Consider the following 19,420-nt stretch of genomic DNA (forward strand, 5'->3'; position numbering starts at 1 on the left):
ACGATGCCCGGCCCTTCAAATGGACCAAGACCGCCGACCAGATCCTTGACCGGATCTGCCGCTACTGCTCACGCATCTCCGAACCAGATCACTAGGACCTCTCCGGACGGTCGACGGGCGCGGACCCGCACCTGGCTCTCCCTCACCGGTGAGGGCCACAGTGACTGGCGGGTGGGTTCGGTGTCGAGATCGCCGACCGGGGTCCGGTCGGCAATCTCGCGGAGGGCGGTCAGGTGGCGAGTGAAGGCAGCCGGGGCCGGTCTTCAACGTCCCGCCTGCCTCGCGGTGCGAGGATGCGCAGGCCTCGTGGCCGATGTCGTCGACCACCTCCCCGGCGACCAGGAACTCCGCCGGCCTGGCCGAACTCCAGGCGGCGAACGCAGGCCGCGCTCGGTCGGCTCGGAGTTGGCGCTCTCCTTCCCGGCACGCGAGCGGGCCCCGATCATGACCGGGGCCCGCGTGGTCCCCGGTCCTGCCTGCTGTTCACGCCCGACGCAGCGCCGAGCGGCCCGCGAAGAGCGCCGAGTCGCCGAGCTCCTCCTCGATCCGGATCAGCTGGTTGTACTTCGCCGTACGGTCGGAGCGGGAAAGCGAGCCGGTCTTGATCTGTCCGCAGCCGGTCGCCACCGCCAGATCCGCGATGGTGGTGTCCTCCGTCTCGCCCGAGCGGTGCGACATGACGGCCGTCCAGCCCGCCTGGTGGGCCGTGGCCACCGCGGCCAGCGCCTCTGTCAGGGTCCCGATCTGATTGACCTTGACCAGGACCGAGTTGCCGACGCCGGTGCGGATGCCCTCGCGCAGCAGCGTCTCGTTGGTGCAGAACACGTCGTCACCGGTGAGCTGACAGCGGTCCCCGACACGGGCGGTCAGCTCGCGCCAGCCGTCCAGGTCGTTCTCCGCCATCGGGTCCTCGATGGAGACGACCGGATAGGCGTCGATGAGCCCGGCCAGGTAGTCGGCGTGCTCGGAGGGGGTACGGCGCACCCCCTCGCCCGCGTAGTCGTACACCCCGTCGCGGAAGAACTCCGATGACGCGGGGTCCATGACCAGGCCGATGTCCGTGCCGGGGCGGTAGCCGGTGCGCTCGATGGCGGTGATCACGAAGTCGAGCGCCTCCTCGGCGGTACGCAGCGCGGGCGCGAAGCCACCCTCGTCGCCGACGCCCGTGGAATGCCCGGCGGCCAGCAGATCGCGGCGCAGGGTGTGGAAGACCTCGCTGCCCATGCGGACGGCTTCGGCGAAGGTGTCCGCGCCCACGGGAGCGATCATGAACTCCTGGAAATCCAGCGGATTGTCGGCGTGGGCGCCGCCGTTGACGATGTTCATCATCGGCAGCGGCAGGAGGCGGGCGCCGACGCCGCCGAGGTAGCGGTAGAGGGGCCGGCCGTGGGCCGCCGCGGCGGCCTTGGCGACGGCGAGGGAGACGCCGAGGATCGCGTTGGCGCCGAGCCGGGACTTCGCGGCGGTGCCGTCGAGGGCGACCAGCGCGGCGTCGAGACCCGCCTGGTCCGCCGCGTCCCGGCCGCGCACGGACGCCGCGATCTCCCCGTTGACGTGGGCCACCGCGCGGTCGACGCCCTTGCCGTGCCAGCGTGCGGAGTCTCCGTCGCGCAGTTCCACGGCCTCCCGGGCGCCGGTGGAGGCGCCGGAGGGTACGGCCGCGCGCCCCGGGGACCCGTCCGCCAGGACGACGTCGACCTCGACCGTGGGATTGCCGCGGCTGTCGATGATCCGGCGGGCGGTGACGGTCTCGATGGCGGCGCTGACGGTTCCGACTGCCGTTGCGGACATGGGAGTTCCTTCCCGTTGTCGTGTGCCGTGGCCCGGCTGCGACCACGCTGGCGCTGAGCCCGACGACACCAAACCCTACAGCAATGCTGCTCAGTTTTGCTGTACAGCATTGCTGTACAGGTAAGTGCACAACCTTGCTGGTCAACGAGGTAAAGTGCCCTATGCCCACCCCGGAAGCCGCCGCCATCGCCGCCGAACTGCGCACCGCGATGGGTAAGCTCATCCGACGCGTCAAAGACGAGGACCGCATCCCGCTGGGCCAGGCCGCCGTACTCGGCGCACTCGACCGCAACGGCGCCATGACCACCAGCGACCTCGCCGCCGACCAGCGCGTACGCCCCCAGTCGATGGCCCGGGCCGTGGGGCTCCTCATGGAACAGAACCTGATCACCCGCCGGGCGCACCCCACGGACGGCCGCAAGTCGCTGGTCGAGCTGTCGGACGCGGGCCGGGCCGCGCTCGAAGCGGAGCGCGGCCGCAGGGCCGGTTGGCTCGCCCAGGCCATCGAGGCCGAACTCACGGACGAGGAACGGGCGTTGCTGGCTCGGAGCGCCGCCCTCCTGGGGCGGCTCGCCGCACGCTAGGTGCGTTGATCACGAGCGTTGTTCACGGTCGTGATCAGTACGCCCGGCGCCCCGACGGGGACTCCGGGCCGCCCGCACGGCTGCGGGTTCGGGGACGAAGATGTAGGCGAGAGCCGCGCCGATCAGACCGACGGCCGCGGCGGCGACGTATACCCGTTTCAGGCCCTCGGCCGGTGCGGCGCCGGAACCCGTCCGGAAGAGGACACCGAAGACCGCGATGCCCAGGGTCGGGCCGAGCTGGCGGAAGGTCGTCATCGCCCCGGCCGCCATGCCGCCGCGGTCGGCGGGAACGGCGGCGAAGACGGCCCCCGCCATGGCCGGGCCCATCAGGCCGATGCCGATGCCGGTGACCGCGAGGCCAAGGGCCACCGAGCTCGCGGTGGACGTGGCGTCGAGACCGCTCTGCAAGGCGCAGCCGGTACCGCTGAGCAGGAGCCCGGTGCCGACGACGAGGCGGGGCGAGGCGCCGTGCAGGGTCCGTCCGGCGAGCAGTGAGGTGGCGAACGAGGCGAGGGCCAGGGGCATCAGGGCCAGCCCCGCGCGTACCGGGCCGAGACCGAGGTCCGACTGCAGCCACACCGAGGTGAACAGGAGCGCCGCGAAGGCCGCCGAGGAGGCCAGGACGCACACCATCACCGCCGCGAAGGAGGCCCGGCCGAAGAGCCGTACATCCAACATCGGGTGCGCGCGGCGGCGTTCGAGGACGACGAAGACAACCAGCGCGACGGCAGCGAGGGCGACCGAGGCGTACACGGTGGAAGTCCAGCCGTCCTCGCCGGCCCGGGTGAGCCCGTGGACGAGGGCGCCGGTGCACACGGCGAACGCGGCGGTGCCGGACAGATCGAAGCGGTGGGCCCGCGGCCGGCGGTCGTTGCCGAGGACGCCCAGGGTGAGGGCGATGGCGCCGGCCACCAGGGGGAGGTTGAGGAGGAAGGCGGCCCGCCAGCTGAGGTATTCGGTCAGTACGCCGCCGAGCATCGGGCCGACCGCGGCACCCAGGCCGGTGACCGCACCGAAGACGCCCATCGCCTTGCCTCTGCCGGCACCGCGGTAGAGGGCGCCGATGAGGGCGAAGGCCGACACGGACATGGCCGCGCCGCCGACACCCTGCACCGCGCGGGAGGCGATCAGCAGCCCGGTGTCAGGCGCGCGTGCGCAGCCCAGCGAGGCGAGGGCGAAGACGGTGAGACCCGCGACGTAGACATTGCGGGCGCCGAACCGGTCGGCGAGGGAGCCGAAGGGGAGCATCAGCACGGCCAGGGCGAGGGTGTAGACGTTCACCACCCACTGCAGCCCGGACAGGGGTGCGTGCAGATCGGTGCCGATGGCGGGCAGGGCAACGTTCAGGACGGTGGTGTCGAGCAGAAACAGGAAGGTGCCGAGGCAGATCGCCACGAGCGGCCACCAGGGGCGCATGAGCTTTCCTCTCACGGGAGGCGGGGGATCGCTCACACGCTCCGGTGACGGGCCTGGATTCCACCACCCATGGCCCACCCCTTGCCGGATACTGGCATGGTGGGTCCGATGAAGGCAGATACCGTCATTCTCGATGAGGTCGATCGGGGGCTGGTGCACGCCCTGCAGGTCGACGGCCGGGCCGCTTTCCGCGCCATCGGCGGGGCCCTTGGCGTCTCCGAGAACACCGTGGCCCGCCGCTACCGGCGGCTGCGTACCGCCGGCCTCCTGCGTGTGGTCGGTACCCTGAACGGCGCCCGGCTCGGTTACAGCGCCTGGACCATCCGGCTGCGCTGCACCCCCGACGCGGCCGGGGCCATGGCCACGGCACTGGCCAAGCGCAACGACACCTCCTTCGTCCATCTGCTGTCCGGCGGTACCGAGATCTCCTTCAGCACGCAGACCCGCTCCAGCGACGAGAGCGACGCGCTGCTCCTGCACCAACTGCCCCGCACCGCCCGCGTCACCTCGGTCTCGGCCCATCTCCTGCTCACCCACTACGCCCTGCCCGACAACTGGGCGGGAACCGCGTGGCTCACCCCGGAACAGGCCGCCCTCCTCACCCCGTCTCCCGCCGCCGGCAGGGACGCGGAGGCGGACGTGGAGGCGGACGTGAAGGTGGACGCGGAGGCCTCGATGGATCTGGGGGAAGGCGACCGCGCCCTCCTTGAGGCCCTGGGCCGGGACGGCCGGGCCGGCTACGCCGAACTCGCCACCGTCACCGGCTGGTCGGACGCGACCGTCCGGCGCCGCATCGCCACCCTGCGCCGAGCCGGAGTCCTGATCTTCCTGGTGGACGTCCCCCCGGCCGCACTGGGCTTTCGTGCCGAAGCCCGGCTCTGGATGTCCGTTCAGCCCTCGGAGCTCACCGCCGTGGCAACCGCGATGGCCGGTCATCCGGAGGCCTCCCTGGTCGCGATGACCACCGGTCCGACCAACCTGCTCGCCGCCGTCAACTGCCGTGACGCACAAGACCTTTCCCGCTACCTCACGGAACGGATCGCCTCCCTGGACGCGATCCGCACGATCGAGACCGCACCGGTCATCCGCACCCTCAAACGGGCCGGCACCCTGCTGCTGCCTCCGGCACCGAGCAGGAAGACGAAACAGGACACCTGACGTGCTCGACTAAGATGCGGCCATGACCGCCCCGGACTCCCCGAAGCATCCGGCAGCCCACCGCCCGGACCCCGAACTGGGCTTTCCGGCTCCGGGGGAGGTCCTGCGCCGGCTGCGGGCCCAGCGGGGCATGTCACTGCGTCAGGTTGCTGCCGAATGCGGCCTTTCGGTCTCGTTCCTGGCGGCACTGGAGCGGGGCGAGACCGATATCGCGCTGGAACGGCTCGGCCGGCTGGCGAAGGTGTTCGGGCACAACGTCGGGTCGTTCCTCGGCTTCTCGCCCGGCCAGGCGGCGCCGTCCCTGTTCCCGTTCGGTGAACAGCCGGTGATCGAGCGCGCGCCCGGCATCACCTATCGGGTGCTGCGCGCACCGGAGTTGGGATACCAGGTGGTCCAGGGGGACTTCGCACCGCACAGCGCGCTGGGCGAGGACCTTCAGCACGAGGGCACGGACCTGATCATCGTGACCGAGGGCACCTTGGTGACCCGGTACAACGGCGTCGACCACACCCTGCGGACCGGGGACTGCGCGCGCTGGTCGGCGGGGTATCCGCACTCCTTCCGCAACGACACCGACAAGCCCGCGCGGATGGTCGCGCTGCTCTTCTCCAGCCTTTACTGACGGCTTCGTCCCCGGGGAAGGGACGGGCGGGTGGCGAGCCGGGGCAGCCGGTGGCGAGCCGGGGCACTGAGGTGCCCCGGCTTTTCCGTGTGCCGTTCCGGGCGCCGCACCTTCTTGCCTGTCGCTGCAACAGCAGCCCCGCAGACAACAACAGCCCCACAGGAAATCTGAGCCCTCCCCTACATCGAACCTTATTCTGCACTAGTGTGCGTTTTAACGCACAGAAGCTGCTCCGGCGGATCCGCGAGCGGCACCAAGAGATCAGGACATGCCATGCAGCTGCATCCCACCCAAGTCGCCCCGGCCTCCGCTCCGCCCCCGGCCACGAGCGCGACCACTAGCGCGACCGCCACCGCGCCACGCGGCCTCGGCCGCGGCGACCTGTTGGCCCGCGTCGCCCTCGTACTGGTCTGGAGCTCCGGCTTCATCTCCGGCAAACTCGGCCTGCGCCACTCCGCCCCCTACACCTTCGCGGCCCTGCGCTTCGCCCTCGCCGGGGGGATTCTGCTGGTGCTCGCCCTGGCCGGCCGGCGCGCATTACCCCGCGGCCGCCTGCTGGCGCATCTGGCCGTCGCCGGTGTCCTGGTGCAGGCCGTCCAGTTCTCCAGCATCTACGTCGGCATGAACCTCGGCGTCCCGTCCGGCCTCGCCGCACTGATCATCGCGCTCTACCCGCTGACGGCCTCGCTGATCGCCGTCCCCGTCCTGCACGAACGTGTCACCCGTGGCCAGTGCCTGGGGCTGGTGCTGGGGCTCGGCGGGGTCGCACTCGCGGTCGGCGAAGGGCTCCACTTCGACGCCGACCACCTCGCCGGACTCGGCTTCGTCGTCCTGGCACTCCTCGGCATCTCGGCCGGCACCGTCTACCAGAAGCGGTTCTGCCACGGCATGGAACCGGTCTCCGGCAACGCCGTACAGCTGCTGGCCGCCGCCGTCACCGCGCTGCTGCCCGCCCTGTTCGCGGAAGGATTCGACGTCACGTTCACCGCCGGCTACTGGCCGGTGCTGCTGTGGGCGGCACTCATCAACTCCATCGTCGGCGTCGGCCTGCTCTACGGGCTCCTGCAACGGCACGGCACCAGCCAGGTGAGCAGCCTCTTCTACCTGGTTCCCATGGTCACGGCCGGCTTCGCCGCCCTGGTGCTCGACCAGCATCTCGGCCCGCTGACCCTCGGCGGACTGGTCCTGGCCACCGCGGGCACCCTGCTGGCCGGCCGCGTACGGAGCTGATTTGTGGTGGCCGGTGGGGCCGAAGTGGTGTGCCCCGCCCGCTGCTGAGACGTCGCTCGGACGCGGCCGGGGAGGTACGGCGCGACGGGCCGCCCCAAGGGCCCCCTGGCCACTGGCCACTGGCCACTGGCCACTGGCCACTGGCCACGGAGTGTGCCCGGGGCCGCCGGTCGCGCACCGGCCGCGACGAGGTGCGTGTCGAGCGTCCTCAGCCCTGCTCGTCCAGCATGAAGGATCCGTACGCGGGCTTCCCTGCCTTTTCATAGGCGCAGTACTGCACCCCCACACCGGTGGCACGGGATTCCGTGAGCGTCCAGGCGGCAGGGGCGGCACCCTCGGCGAAGAGCCGCTTGCCGGTGCCGAGGATCACGGGGTTGACGAGCAGCCGGTACTCGTCGACGAGGTCGTGCCGCTGCAGGGTGTGGATGAGGTCGCTGCTGCCCTGCGTCATGATCACGCCGTCGAGCTGCGCCTTGAGCTGTGCGACGGACTCGGCGACGTCGCCCTTCAGCAGACGGGAGTTGTTCCACTCCAGGCTGTTCCGGGTCCGCGAGGCAACGTACTTGGGCATGGCATTGAGCTTCACGGCGATCGGATTGTTCTCGTCGGTGACACGGGGCCAGTGGGCGGCGAAGATGTCGTAGGTCTTCCGGCCGAGCAGGAGATGATCCGCGGTCCGTTCGAAGACCTCCGTCATCAGTCGCATGAAGTCGTCATCGACGTACGGAACCTGCCAGCCGCCGTGCTCGAACCCTTCGTCGACGTCCTCGCCCTTACCGCCGGGGGCCTGCATGACGCCGTCCAGGGTGACGAATGCGGTGACGATCAGCTTGCTCATGACGCTTCCTTTCGGGTGCGGAATCAGCCTGCACCCGTATTGACTCCCGGACCGGCGCAAACTCATCGCCCGCCACGCGGCCGGCACCGGCGGGCCTGGCAATGCCGGCCGGCCGGTGGATACGGTCCCCTCCATGACTGACTCCGCCGTGGCCACCAGCAAGCGCAACGCCGATGTCGTCCGCCGCTACCTCCGCGTCTTCGAGACGCAGCGGGTTGCCGACCTCGCGGAACTCGTGGCGGAGGACGTACTCGTCCACGGCGCCGGCCGGCACGTTCAGGGGCGGCACTACCCCGAGCAGTCGGTGCTGACCCCGGGCCTGTCCCACTGTCGCGTTCAGGTGGATGACCTCTTTGCGGCGGACGACCGTGTCACCGTGGCCTTCACCCTGACCTACACCCACGACCGCACAGGCCGGGACCTCACCATGACCGGGGTCAAGTCCTACCGGCTCCGGGACGGACGCATCGTCGAATTCTGGGGTGAGACCGACCTGTACGGCCTCCTGCGCCAGACCGGACTCGTCCCCGAGCGGATTCCGGCGTTCTGAGGGAAACCCACCGGCTCCAGCCGGCCTGCCCGTTCGGGCGGGGCAGCCGTGTCACAGGGCGAACGCCGCGCGATGCCGCCCAGGGCCTGCCATGTTGGAACCAGGGGTCGGCCGAAGCCTCAAGTGGGTCGCCACGGCGGTGACGGTGCCTGCCGGTCTGGCGGTCTGGCGGTCTGCCATGGCAGGCATCGCCCGTGGCCGGAGACGCCACAAGGCCGCTGTGACAGCGCCACGGGCCTCGGGTCTCACGGGCATCGGAGCGCGGGCATCGGGCCACGGCCCGCGGCCCGCCCTCCGCCATGTCACTGCAGTCGCTTCACGCCGGCGTCCACCAGGCGGGCATCGCCCCGAGGGGACATCGACATCGTGATATGCAGGAATTTGATGGTGTGTCACCATCCTCCGGAGTCCCGGGCCGGGGTCCCCCGGGCCCCTCTCAGGGCAGTGAGACCGTTATCCCTCAGGACTCTCCAGGCACTGTGCTGCGGTACCTGGGTAGGTGGCGCATTCCGACCTGGGAGCGACGAATCGGGAGGCGGACGGCGGACACGATGGGCGGGAACGTGGAGCTCTCCAGGAGCAGTCATGCCACCCGCCCCTGCCAGTGCCAGTGCCAGTGCCACTGCCACTGCCACTGCCACTGCCATCATCCGCCTCCGGCGGCGGCGCTGCCGGCGCGACGGGGCAGTGATTCCCGCTCCCTCAAGCAAATTGTTCAGGCACCCCGAAGGACAGTGATCAGATATGAGATGGCTTTCGACGCTCACCGCAGCGGCCATAGGAACGGGAGCGGTTGCCGGATCGATCGCAGCGGCTACCCCGTCCGTCGCGGCACCGCAGAGAGCCAAGGCAGCCGCCTCGACGGTGCGATGCACCTCCAGCAATCAAGAGCTGGCCAGCAAACTGTCGAGGGACATATCCAAGGCACTGAAAAGCCGGGAGAGCATGGCCTCGCTCTCCTTCTACGACCGGCCCACCGGGACCAGGTGCACTTCTGACTCTTCAAAAAGGTACGACTCGGCCAGCACGGCAAAGACAATAATCCTCGGAGCCCTGCTGTACCGGAGCGGTGGCACCCTGACCGAGGCCGAAGACGCTCTCGCACGCAAGATGATCACCGATTCGGACAACGACTCCGCTACCACACTGTGGAAGCAGTTGTCCGACCTGAAAGATCCCGCGAAGCCGAACCCCGTCAGGATCCAGGAATTCCTCGACAAGGCCGGAATGAAGGAGACCGTCCTCGACCGGGAAGGCTCCTGGGGCCTCACCCAGGTCACGGCAGGCGACCAGGCCAAGCTCCTGCGCATCTTCTCGGGTGACGACGACTCGGTCATCGGCGGCAAGGGCCGGGCTTACGCGCTCGGCCTGATGCATCAGGTTCAGAGCAAGCAGCGGTGGGGCGCCACAGCCGGCGCGCCGCTCGACTCCGTGATCCATGTCAAGGACGGCTGGATGCAGCGCAGCCAGAACCCCGATGTCGAGCCGTTTGACAAAGGCGACTGGAAAGTGAACAGCATGGCAGCCCTCACGGGCCAGGGCTACGACTCCGGGCTGGCCGTGCTCACCGAGAACAACAGAGTTCCCAAAGGCCACGCCGCAAATGAAGGGTGGGATTACGGAATCGACACCATAGAGACCGTTTCCCGCGCCATATACCGGGACGTCCATCCGGATGCCAACGGCTATCACCCCACCAGGCCGAACCTATCGGACACCAAGTCGGCCACTACAGGCTGAGAGCACGTTGGCCACACCTCCTTAAGGCCGCCGGGCGGGTCGGCGTCGTTCCATTCCAAGGAGAACACGGAGCGGACTCCGGCACCGCTCGGCCACCCGGATCACAACCGGTCACACCCAGATCATGTCCGGATCACGTCCGGACCCGCCGTTCCGCTGCTCCGCCGTTCCGCTGCTCCGCCGTTCCGGATAGGTGGGACACCGTCGACCGTGCATGGATATGCCGGCCTCAGCCATGACGCACCCGGCCTGGTGGGGCAGGCATCAGACCGCGGTGAAGCCGCCGTCAGCGGCGACCACGGCTCCTGTGATGAAGCTGGAGCGTGGTGAGGCCAGGAAGCACAGAACCTCGGCGATCTCTTCGGGCTGCGCCACTCGGCCCAGAGGTTGCGCGTCGGCGAAGGACGCCAGGTACGCACGGCTGTCGGAGCGGAACGTGTCGAGGAAATCGGTCTCGATGACGCCCGCGGCAACGAGGTTGGCACGGATGCCCAGCGGCCCGCCCTCGACGGCAAGCACCTTGGTCAGCTGGGCCAGAGCGCCCTTTGACGCGCTGTAGGCGGCGCCTTCGGGCAGGGCGACGGTGCCCGCGTAGGAGCCGGTGCTGACAATGGATCCGCCGCCACGGGCCTTCATCGCGCGGAAGGCTTCGCGGGCGAAGAAGAAGGAGCCGCGGGCGTTGACCGCCATCACGGCGTCCCAGTCCTCGGCGGTCGTTTGGGTAATGGGCTTGTTCAGGGTGCGTCCGGCGTTGTTCACGAGGATGTCCAGTCCGCCGAAGGTGTCGACAACTGACTTCACCGCTTGGACAACGGTCTCTTCCCGTGTGATGTCGCCGGTCATCGCCAGGACGCCGGGAATTTCGTCCGGCAGCGCTTTGACTTCGGGGCGTAGGTCGACGGCGACGACACGGGCGCCGCGCGCGCTGAGGAGCGCCACGGTCTCCTTGCCCACGCCACGCGCGGCCCCGGTGACAAGGGCGGCCTTTCCGGCGAACTCGGCGGCTTCGGTGGACGGGGCGGCAGATGTCATGGTGCGTTCCTTGGAGGCGGGAGGGGGAGGGTGAGGTCGGGCGAGCGCCGCTGCGGGCACCTGAATCGCTGTGCGGTCGAGAGGAGGACGTCGCCGTGGACCGGGGAGGGCTGGGAACGTCGTCGTTGGCGGGGGCGATGCCGGCGCCGTATCCGGCCGGCAAGAGAATCACTGTCACCGTTCGTCTGCCGCCCGGCGCCGGCCACCGGGGCGGCGACCACGGTGACGCCCCGATTCACGACGCCTTCTCCTCCCGGTACAGCACCAGATGCTCGTGGTGGAGCACCCCGTCCCGGTTGTCGCCCGTCGCGCTGAACCCGGTGTCGTCCACGTAGTCCAGGTGACTGCCGGTCACCGTGTACCGGCCCGTGTACGCGCTGCGCCGCTCGCCGCGGGCCTCGTCATAGCGACCGTCAGGCAGCAGTTCCTGGCGGATGTGACCATCCGCGGTCACCCACATTCCGACCACGTCGACGATGTCGTCATCAGCAGTCCCGGCCATGGCGGCCCCTTCTCCTCGGTTGCTCCGATTTCCTTCTGCTCACCGAGTCTGGGCAGGTCAGCGGTCGCCGACCAGGACATGTGCCGCCTGGGTGCAACACACCCGGGCAGCCTTCCGAAGTCTCCGCCTAACCTGAGCACATGGACGACAACCACCTGGGAGACTTCCTGCGCGCGCGCCGCGCCGGTCTGCAGCCGGAGGACGCCGGCGTGGCGAGTTACGGGACGCGCCGGGTCGCCGGACTGCGCCGTGAGGAGGTAGCCGTCCTGGCCGGCGTGAATGCCGACTACTACACCCGCCTGGAACAGGGGCGCGAGCGCAACCCCTCATCCCAGGTGCTCGATGCCCTCAGCCGCGCGCTGCACCTCGACGCGGACGCCCGAGCACACCTGCACCGTCTGGCCGGGGCCACCCCGATCGACCAGCCGTCCGACCACTCCGCCGAACTGGTCAGTCCCGCACTGCGCCAGTTGATGGACGGCTACCCGAACACGCCGGCGTTCGTCATGAGCCGGACCATGGACCTTCTCGCCACCAACGTGCTGGCCGATGCCCTCTACGCCCCCTTCGGTCCCGCGGACAACCTGGCCCGGATGACCTTCCTCGACCCCGCGAGCCGGCACTTCTACACGGACTGGAACCGGGCGGCCCAGGCCACCGTCGCCAACCTGCGCCAGGCAGCCGGATTTGAACCGGACAATCCACGTCTGCGCGCACTCGTCCGTACCCTCACCGAGCACAGCGCGGACTTCACCCGTCTCTGGAACTCCCACACCGTGCGCGGCAAGACCCAGAACGCCAAGCACCTCCTCCACCCGGGCGTCGGCCCCCTCACTCTCACCTACCAGGCTTTCGACGTACGCGACGCCCCGGGCCAGCAACTCGTCATCTACCACGCCGAACCAGGCAGCCCCAGCGCCCAGGCCCTCCACCTCCTCGGCTCCCTCCACGCCACCCGGCGCCAGGCCGAACCCGGCCGCCACCGATAGCCGGCCAAGGGCTGTCCCGTCACCGCAAGGCGCCACCGGGGAGATGTCCTTGCTCCGGCTGGTGTGATGACGGCCTCGGAGCAAGAACGGACACAGCCCGTTGAGTACGCTGGGACGCCATGCGGCTCACCAAATACACCCACGCATGTGTGCGGCTTGAACACGATGGCCGGGTGCTGGTCATCGACCCCGGGATATGGAGCGAGCCGGCCGCTTTGACCGGCGCCGACGCCGTGCTGGTGACGCACGAACACGCCGATCACATCGACGTCCTGCGCCTGGCCGGGCTCGGCGTACCGGTCTACGCCCCGGCCGGGGCGGACATCCCGCGGCTGAACGTGCTCCGGGCGACCCCCGACGAAGAGTTCATGGCGGCCGGGTTCCGGATACGGGCGGTAGGCGGCCGTCACGCACTGATCTACGGCGGCCAACCGGACTGCGCGAACCTCGGCTACCTCATCGACGAGGCGGTCTACCACCCCGGTGACTCGCTCCACGTACCCGAGCAACCGGTGGACACGCTCCTGGTCCCGGTCCAGGGATCGTGGATGAAGACTGCGGAAGCGATCGACTTCGTCAAGGCGGTCTCACCGCAGCGGGCGTTTGCGATACACGACGCCCAACTCAACGAGCGCGGCCTCAACAGCGTCAATGGCTGGCTCGCCGAGGAGACCGGCAACCGCTACCGGTATCTGAGGCCCGGCGAATCGGTCTGACGGGGGTTACGGGACGGCTCAGAGACTCGTTGTTCCACCGCACTTGGTCGTCATCGAGTGCGCAGTCCGCAAGCCGGCAACGTCCGGCCCGCCGCTCTGCCCTGCGCCGCCGCAACCTCCGCGGTACCGGCCTGCTGAGCCGTCCCCCTTCGCGTCCCACCCTTGGCGACGTCTGAGCAGGTCACAAGGGTGGGATCCCAGGAGGACGTCACTTGCCCCGGGACCACTGGGAGGGGCCGGGGCGGCCGGGCACGGTGGTGTGGTGCCGACGGGCCACGGGGTCCCAACGGGGGGACCGTCCGCCGGCCGACGAAAGGGATCGACCGTGACGTCACGCAAGCGCATCGCTCTGGCAGCCGCCGGACTGGCCCTGGCGGGCGGCCTCATTGCCGCCCCGGCCGCGACCGCCGCCCCGGCCGCGCCGGCCGCACCGTCGGCTCCGTCCGCCGGGCACGTGGAGGCCGCAGCCAACAGGTGCTCCGGCTGGAAGGAGATCCACATCAACGGCGGCGCCGCGAAGTACATGGAGTGCACCAAGAAGGTCAACGGCAAGTCGTACGTCTCCGGCGCCTTCTACCTGTGGGACACCAAACGTGACGGCAAAGCCGTCCAGGCGTACGCGGAGACGGACTACAACCACTGGTATGGCGACGACGTGACCTGGCAGCACTTCTACGGCTGGGCCAACGACACCCACGGCAGCCCGAAGATCAGCACGGGCTGGCACCGGGGCAACGACTTCGGCCTGGTGATCGAGCTCAAGTGACGCCTCTGGCCTGGGGACCGGTGGTACCGCTGCCGGCCACGGTTCCTCTGCTCCGGTCCCCAAGGCCGGGCGTCCCGCTGTCCAGCGGCGATGCCCCTGTGCCTGAAGGTGCCCGCCTCACCGTGACCTCGCTTCACCGGCGGACGCAGGACATCGGACAGCGTTCGCGCAGGTTCCGCGCAGGTTCCGGGTGACCGCGACGTGCCCTCGCAGGACCAGATCGAAGATGCCATCGCCCAGTCTGCCAGTCGGCTTGACTGACGTGCCGCATCCCAGGGACGGCCGTCGAGGCTATGGTTCCTCGATGCGGGGGAGCCACACCTGGAATGCGGTGTAGCCCGGATGGCTGGTCAAGGCGACGCGCCCGCCGTGCGCTGTGGTCACCGCCTGAGTGATTGCCAGGCCCAGGCCCGTGCCGCCCACGCTCCTCGAACGCCCGTTGTCGGTGCGGACGAACCGGTCGAAGACTTCGGACTGCAGCTTCTCCGGTACGCCGGGTCCGTCGTCCTGGACCAGGATTTCCACCTCGTGGTCACCTGCGGTGAGGCCTACCGTCACCCGGGTTCCCGGCGGAGTGTGGGTGCGGGCGTTCGCGAGCAGATTGGTGAGCACCTGCTGAAGTCCGCGCTGATCGCCCCGGAGCACCACGGGTTCCTCGGGAAGCCGCAGTACCCAGCGGTGTTCCGGCCCGGTGGCGTGCGCGTCGCTCACCGCGTCGAGGACCAGACGGGTCAGGTCCACCGGCTCGGCCGCCAGCGGGCGCCCCGCGTCCAGCCGGGCGAGCAGCAGCAGGTCGTCCACGAGCTCCCCCATGCGCACGGATTCGCAGCGGACCCGGTCGAGGGCGTGCCGCACCTCGCCCGGCACCGGCCCGCGGCTGCGCAGCGCCAGCTCGGCGTGCCCGCGGATCGAGGCAACGGGGGTGCGCAGCTCATGGCTGGCGTCGGCGGCGAACCGGCGCAGCCGTTGCTCGCTGGCGAGTCTGCGGGCGAGTGACTCCTCGACGTGCTGCAGCATCCGGTTGAACGCGCCGCCGACCCGGCCCACCTCGGTTCGGGGGTCGGTGTCCGGGACGCGTGGAGGCATCGCCACTTCGCCTCCGGCGAGCGGTAGTTGAGCCACCCGCGAGGCGGTGGCCGCCACCCGCCGCAGCGGGCGCAGCGACAGCCGGACCCATACCGCGCCGGCGATCCCCGTGACCAGCAACGCGGCCCCGAACACCACCGCCTCCACCAGCTCCAGCCGGCTCACGGTGTCCGCGACGGGCTGCAGCGGCAGCCCGGTGATCAGCACATCACCGGCCGGGCCCCGGATGCCCATCACCCGGTACTCGGCGAGCGTGGAAAGCCGGATACTGCGGCCCCGGGCGTCCGCGGGCACCTGTGCCAGCACCCGGCGGTCGGCGTCGGTGAGCGGCACCGGGTTCTCGGTCCGCTCGCCGACCACGGCGGCCCGGGTCACCGATCCGCCCAGCACACAGGCGCCGAAGGTGCCGGCTGCCTGTCCGCGGGTGTCGGGACCACCGTTGTTCCCGCCGGATGCCTTCGCCGGGTCCAGGCTCGCCGGGAAATGACCGCCGACGGCAGCCAGTTGCTGATCGAGTCGGCGTATCAGGAAGCCTTCGAGGGCGGTGGTGGTGGCCACTCCGACCGCGAGGCAGCTCAGCGCCAGGAGGGCCACCAGCCCGACGGTGAGCCGTGCGCGGAGGCTGCGCAGGGCCGGCAGGGCGGGGAGTTTCACCGCGGGTCCGACTTGAGTACGTATCCGACTCCGCGCACCGTGTGGATCAACGGGGAACGCCCAGAGTCGATCTTCTTGCGCAGATAACTGATGTAGAGCTCGACCACATGCGCCTGGCCGCCGAAGTCATAGCTCCACACCCGGTCGAGGATCTGGGCCTTGCTGAGCACCCGTCGGGGGTTGCGCAGCAAGAAGCGCAGCAGTTCGAACTCGGTCGGCGTCAGATCCACCACCTGGCCGCCGCGGGACACCTCACGGGCGTCCTCGTCCATCACGAGGTCGCCGAAGGCCAGCAGCTTCGTGGTGTCCGTGGACCGGGTCATACCGGCCCGGCGCAGCAGCCCGCGCAGCCGGGCCAGCACCTCTTCCAGGCTGAACGGCTTGGTGACGTAGTCGTCGCCGCCTGCGGTGATGCCGGCGATGCGGTCCTCCACGGCGTCGCGGGCCGTCAGGAACAGCACGCACACCCCCGGCGCCTGGGCGCGCAGCCCCCGCAGGACCTGGAGCCCGTCGATGTCGGGGAGCATCACATCCAGCACCACCGCGTCGGGCCGGAAGTCCTGGCCGGCATTGAGCGCCTCCTCCCCGGTGCCTGCGACACGGACCTCCCAGCCCTCGGAGCGCAGGACGTCGGAGAGGATTCCGGCCAGGTCGGGTTCGTCATCGACGACGAGCACCCGCACCGGTGTGCCGTCGGGGCGGTGCAGACCGGGCGGGGCGGCGGAGGTATCGGGCGTGTCCATGGTCCCGGCAGTATCCCGCCCCAAGCTCTGAGTTTCCTCTGAGTCCGCTTCCGGGGGCTCTGCAGCGCCCCGTTCAGCGGAAACCCAGAAGTTGCGCTGGCACGGTGTGCCCTCCGACGGAGCCGCCGCCCTGCGCACGGTCCCGCCGGTGGCCTGAAGTATTCGCCGAGGGGAGTCCTCATGACCACCGTTCCGCACGCCCGCACCGGCGGGCCCGTCCCACACCGCGCTCCACCGCCGGCCCGGCGGCTCCGGCGTTTTCCCGCGGAAGGGGTCCTGGTGGTGGTCTTCGGCGGTGCCGTCGCCGTGCTGGCCCTGTGGTGGCGTCATACGCCATCGGTCGTCGGTCCGGACGGCTGGCTGACCGGCGCGGGCCGGATCACCGGGCTGCTCGCGGGCTATGCCTGCGCGGTTCTGCTCGCCCTGATGGCGCGGGTGCCGGTGCTGGACCGGGTGGTGGGTACCGACCGGCTCGCCCGCTGGCATGCGACCGGCGGGCGGTACACCGTCTTCCTCGCCCTCGCCCACACCGCGCTGATCATCTGCGGCTCCTCGATCACCGCGCGAACGAACGTGATCGACCAGACGACGACGCTGGTGTTCCAGTACCAGGACGTGCTGTGGGCCACGATCGGCCTGCTGCTGCTCGTCGGGGTGGGGGCGGTGTCCGCCCGCGCCGCACGCCGCCGCATGAGCTATGAGACCTGGCACTATCTGCACTTCTGCACCTATCTCGCGGTGTTTTTGGCCTTCTTCCATCAGCTGTCGAACGGCGAGGACTTCGTGGCCGACCGGCCGGCCCAACTCGCCTGGTACACGCTGTACCTCGGGGTGGCGGCGCTGCTGCTGTGGAACCGCCTTCTCACCCCCGTACGGCGGGCTCTGCGGCACCGGCTGCGGGTCGCCGAGGTCCACCCGGAAGCTCCCGGCGTCGTCTCGGTCTACCTGACCGGAGAGCACCTGGAGGAACTGCGGGCGCAGCCCGGTCAGTTCTTCCGCTGGCGCTTTCTCGCACCCGGCCAGTGGTGGACCGCCAACCCGTTCTCGCTCTCCGCGCCGGCCGACCCACGCCATCTTCGGATCACCGTGAAGGAGGCCGGCGGCCACAGCCGGGCGGTGGCCCGGCTCCAGCCCGGCACACGGGTGTGGGCGGAAGGGCCCTACGGAGCCTTCACGGCCGCCCGCCGCAGCAGCTCGAAGGTGCTGCTGCTCGGCGGCGGTGTCGGCATCACCCCGCTGCGCCCGCTGTTCGAAACCCTGCCCGGCGAGGTGACGCTGGTGTACTTCGCCCGGCGCGTGGAGGACCTCGCGCTGCGCAGCGAGCTGGAGGACATAGCGGCGGCCCGTGGTGCACGGGTGCACTACGCGGTCGGTGAAGGGGCCGGGAACCCCCTGCCGCTGACGGCGGACGCCTTGCGCGACGTGATCCCGGACCTGGCCTCCCATGACGTCTACCTGTGCGGGCCACCGGGAATGACCGAGGCCGCCAAGGGCGCCCTGCGCGACGCCGGAGTACCACGCCGCCGCATCCACCACGAGTCGTTCACGTTCTGAGGAGAGACCACCCCATGAACCGAGCAGTTGCCACAACCGCCGCCACCGTCGCAGGCCTGTTCCTGATGCTGGCACTGAAACCCCACCAGAGCCCGGCCGCAGCCGCCTCTCCCGCCGGGCCCGCGCCCAGCACGTCACCGAGCGCCGTCCCGTCCACCCCGGAAGTCGACAGGGCCTCGGGCACCTTCACCGGGGACACCATCGGCACCCAGCGCGGCCCGGTGCAGGTACGGGTCACCCTGGTCAAAGGCAGGCTCACCACGATCGCCGTACTCAAGGGCGAGCACGACGAGGGCGCCAGCGCCCATGCCGTCCCCCTGCTCACGCGGGAGGCGCTGGCCGCACAGAGCGCGAAGATCGACGCCGTGTCCGGTGCGACGTTCACCAGCCAGGGCTATATCTCCTCGCTGCAGAGCGCACTGGACCACGCCCGTGCCTGAGCCCGGCGCGCTGCGCCATGCCGAGCACGCCATGGGCACCGTGTTCTCCTTCGACATCCGCAGCGCACCTACCCGCGCGGTCAACCGGGCACTGGCCGACGCCGTGGCCTGGCTGCACCGGGTGGACGAGGTCTTCTCGACCTACCGCCCTGGCAGCCAGATCAGTCGCCTGGGCCGCGGTGAGCTGACGGAGCAGCAATGCGATCCCGAGGTGGCAGAGGTCCTTGAGCTGTGCCGGGCCGCCACGCGCTCCAGTAACGGCTGGTTCTCCGCCACCTCCGGGGGCCGCCTCGACCCCTCGGCCGTGGTCAAGGGCTGGGCGGTCGAGCGCGCCTCGCATCTGCTGTACGACGCCGGCGCCCGTCATCACAGCGTCAACGGCGGCGGCGACATCCAGACCCGGGGCGAGGCCGCACCCGGCCGTCCCTGGCAGATAGGCGTCGCCCACCCGCTGTCCCCCGGGGACCTCACCACTGTGGTCACCGGCCGGGACCTGGCCGTCGCGACGTCCGGCACCGCCGAGCGCGGCCCGCACATCCTCAACCCGCGCACCGGCGGGCCGGCTACGGACCTTGCGTCGATCACGCTGGTCGGCCGCCATCTCACCGAGGTGGACACGCTCGCCACGGCCGCCTTCGCCATGGGCGACACCTCCCGTGAGTGGCTACGGTCACTGGACGGGATCGAGGCCTTCGCGATCACCGCGGACGCACGGGCCTGGTGGACCCCCGGCTTCGCCGCGTACGGGCGGTGTCCAGCAGGACGATGACCCTGCAAAGCCCGGCCAGGCTGACCACCGCCTTGCATCAGTTGGCCATCCCGCGCCGGCCGACGATCCACGCGTGCCGCACGTCGTACAAGAAGCCGCCCTCCTTCCAGGAAGCGTCCGTCGGGTCACCGTCTTCCCTCGGGGCTTTCCACCGGACACCCTCGAATTCGCTCCGTACGACGCTTCGCACGACGCTCCGTACGACGCTTCGTAACTCCAGCAATGCAGGAAACCTGCCTG

General features: G+C 70.1%; 19 protein-coding genes. 12 read left to right on the top strand and 7 right to left on the bottom strand.

Features of this window, described 5'->3' with window-relative positions; translation table 11 throughout:
- Nucleotides 1-483 precede the first annotated feature (483 nt).
- Nucleotides 484-1,791, bottom strand: coding sequence for a phosphopyruvate hydratase (eno, locus tag ACGFR7_RS33445; RefSeq protein WP_393326583.1), 1,308 nt, complete (start codon nucleotides 1,789-1,791; stop codon nucleotides 484-486).
- A 161-nt stretch (nucleotides 1,792-1,952) separates the two neighbouring features.
- Here eno and ACGFR7_RS33450 point away from each other — a divergent pair, with 161 nt between their 5' ends.
- Complete coding sequence (locus tag ACGFR7_RS33450; protein ID WP_393326586.1) at nucleotides 1,953-2,375, top strand: MarR family winged helix-turn-helix transcriptional regulator; 423 nt, start codon at nucleotides 1,953-1,955, stop codon at nucleotides 2,373-2,375.
- Nucleotides 2,376-2,384: 9 nt separating this feature from the next.
- Here the strand turns inward: ACGFR7_RS33450 and ACGFR7_RS33455 are convergent, their stop codons facing one another.
- The gene (locus tag ACGFR7_RS33455) at nucleotides 2,385-3,791 is read right to left on the bottom strand and encodes an MFS transporter (protein WP_393326589.1); all 1,407 of its coding nucleotides are present in this window, start codon (nucleotides 3,789-3,791) and stop codon (nucleotides 2,385-2,387) included.
- Nucleotides 3,792-3,899: 108 nt separating this feature from the next.
- On the opposite strand from ACGFR7_RS33455, the gene ACGFR7_RS33460 reads away from it, so the two are divergent.
- The 3 genes from ACGFR7_RS33460 to ACGFR7_RS33470 all read left to right on the top strand — a co-directional run bounded on the left by ACGFR7_RS33460 (nucleotide 3,900) and on the right by ACGFR7_RS33470 (nucleotide 6,801).
- Nucleotides 3,900-4,949 (top strand): Lrp/AsnC family transcriptional regulator, encoded by a 1,050-nt coding sequence (locus ACGFR7_RS33460; RefSeq protein WP_393326592.1) that lies wholly within the window; start codon nucleotides 3,900-3,902, stop codon nucleotides 4,947-4,949.
- Nucleotides 4,950-4,971: 22 nt separating this feature from the next.
- A complete protein-coding gene (locus ACGFR7_RS33465) occupies nucleotides 4,972-5,571 on the top strand; it encodes a cupin domain-containing protein (RefSeq protein ID WP_393326594.1) in 600 nt (199 codons plus the stop codon).
- Nucleotides 5,572-5,844: 273 nt separating this feature from the next.
- The gene (locus ACGFR7_RS33470; RefSeq protein ID WP_393326597.1) at nucleotides 5,845-6,801 is read left to right on the top strand and encodes a DMT family transporter; all 957 of its coding nucleotides are present in this window, start codon (nucleotides 5,845-5,847) and stop codon (nucleotides 6,799-6,801) included.
- Between the two features lie 208 nt (nucleotides 6,802-7,009).
- Here the strand turns inward: ACGFR7_RS33470 and ACGFR7_RS33475 are convergent, their stop codons facing one another.
- A complete protein-coding gene (locus ACGFR7_RS33475) occupies nucleotides 7,010-7,639 on the bottom strand; it encodes a dihydrofolate reductase family protein (protein ID WP_393326600.1) in 630 nt (209 codons plus the stop codon).
- A gap of 133 nt (nucleotides 7,640-7,772) precedes the next feature.
- Between ACGFR7_RS33475 and ACGFR7_RS33480 the strand changes: the two genes are divergently transcribed.
- Together ACGFR7_RS33480 and ACGFR7_RS33485 are read left to right on the top strand one after the other, a co-directional pair.
- Nucleotides 7,773-8,189 (top strand): ester cyclase, encoded by a 417-nt coding sequence (locus tag ACGFR7_RS33480; protein WP_393326602.1) that lies wholly within the window; start codon nucleotides 7,773-7,775, stop codon nucleotides 8,187-8,189.
- Between the two features lie 744 nt (nucleotides 8,190-8,933).
- Complete coding sequence (locus ACGFR7_RS33485; protein ID WP_393326605.1) at nucleotides 8,934-9,929, top strand: hypothetical protein; 996 nt, start codon at nucleotides 8,934-8,936, stop codon at nucleotides 9,927-9,929.
- A 264-nt stretch (nucleotides 9,930-10,193) separates the two neighbouring features.
- Here the strand turns inward: ACGFR7_RS33485 and ACGFR7_RS33490 are convergent, their stop codons facing one another.
- Nucleotides 10,194-10,961 carry an SDR family NAD(P)-dependent oxidoreductase gene (locus ACGFR7_RS33490; protein WP_393326608.1) on the bottom strand — a complete coding sequence of 256 codons (768 nt, stop codon included), beginning with the start codon at nucleotides 10,959-10,961 and terminating at the stop codon, nucleotides 10,194-10,196.
- Between the two features lie 235 nt (nucleotides 10,962-11,196).
- Entirely contained in the window at nucleotides 11,197-11,463 is a 267-nt protein-coding gene (locus ACGFR7_RS33495; RefSeq protein WP_393326610.1) for an Atu4866 domain-containing protein, read from the bottom strand.
- Nucleotides 11,464-11,603: 140 nt separating this feature from the next.
- Here ACGFR7_RS33495 and ACGFR7_RS33500 point away from each other — a divergent pair, with 140 nt between their 5' ends.
- The 3 genes from ACGFR7_RS33500 to ACGFR7_RS33510 all read left to right on the top strand — a co-directional run bounded on the left by ACGFR7_RS33500 (nucleotide 11,604) and on the right by ACGFR7_RS33510 (nucleotide 13,934).
- The gene (locus ACGFR7_RS33500) at nucleotides 11,604-12,452 is read left to right on the top strand and encodes a helix-turn-helix transcriptional regulator (RefSeq protein ID WP_393326613.1); all 849 of its coding nucleotides are present in this window, start codon (nucleotides 11,604-11,606) and stop codon (nucleotides 12,450-12,452) included.
- Between the two features lie 119 nt (nucleotides 12,453-12,571).
- Nucleotides 12,572-13,168 (top strand): MBL fold metallo-hydrolase, encoded by a 597-nt coding sequence (locus ACGFR7_RS33505; protein ID WP_393326616.1) that lies wholly within the window; start codon nucleotides 12,572-12,574, stop codon nucleotides 13,166-13,168.
- Between the two features lie 325 nt (nucleotides 13,169-13,493).
- A complete protein-coding gene (locus tag ACGFR7_RS33510) occupies nucleotides 13,494-13,934 on the top strand; it encodes a hypothetical protein (protein ID WP_393326618.1) in 441 nt (146 codons plus the stop codon).
- Nucleotides 13,935-14,225: 291 nt separating this feature from the next.
- On the opposite strand, the gene ACGFR7_RS33515 is transcribed toward ACGFR7_RS33510, so the two are convergent.
- Together ACGFR7_RS33515 and ACGFR7_RS33520 are read right to left on the bottom strand one after the other, a co-directional pair.
- Nucleotides 14,226-15,674, bottom strand: coding sequence for a sensor histidine kinase (locus tag ACGFR7_RS33515; RefSeq protein ID WP_393326621.1), 1,449 nt, complete (start codon nucleotides 15,672-15,674; stop codon nucleotides 14,226-14,228).
- The gene (locus ACGFR7_RS33520) at nucleotides 15,671-16,417 is read right to left on the bottom strand and encodes a response regulator transcription factor (RefSeq protein WP_393326624.1); all 747 of its coding nucleotides are present in this window, start codon (nucleotides 16,415-16,417) and stop codon (nucleotides 15,671-15,673) included. Before ACGFR7_RS33520 ends, ACGFR7_RS33515 begins: the two co-directional genes overlap by 4 nt.
- A 180-nt stretch (nucleotides 16,418-16,597) precedes the next feature.
- Between ACGFR7_RS33520 and ACGFR7_RS33525 the strand changes: the two genes are divergently transcribed.
- From ACGFR7_RS33525 to ACGFR7_RS33535, 3 genes are read left to right on the top strand one after another with little or no spacing between them, the layout of a single operon-like run.
- Nucleotides 16,598-17,971, top strand: coding sequence for a ferric reductase-like transmembrane domain-containing protein (locus tag ACGFR7_RS33525; RefSeq protein ID WP_393326626.1), 1,374 nt, complete (start codon nucleotides 16,598-16,600; stop codon nucleotides 17,969-17,971).
- A gap of 14 nt (nucleotides 17,972-17,985) precedes the next feature.
- Complete coding sequence (locus tag ACGFR7_RS33530; RefSeq protein WP_393326629.1) at nucleotides 17,986-18,411, top strand: FMN-binding protein; 426 nt, start codon at nucleotides 17,986-17,988, stop codon at nucleotides 18,409-18,411.
- A gap of 31 nt (nucleotides 18,412-18,442) precedes the next feature.
- Nucleotides 18,443-19,180 carry an FAD:protein FMN transferase gene (locus tag ACGFR7_RS33535; RefSeq protein WP_393326758.1) on the top strand — a complete coding sequence of 246 codons (738 nt, stop codon included), beginning with the start codon at nucleotides 18,443-18,445 and terminating at the stop codon, nucleotides 19,178-19,180.
- Nucleotides 19,181-19,420 lie beyond the last annotated feature (240 nt).

Source organism: Streptomyces sp. NPDC048516 (genome assembly GCF_043199875.1).
Lineage (GTDB): Bacteria > Actinomycetota > Actinomycetes > Streptomycetales > Streptomycetaceae > Streptomyces.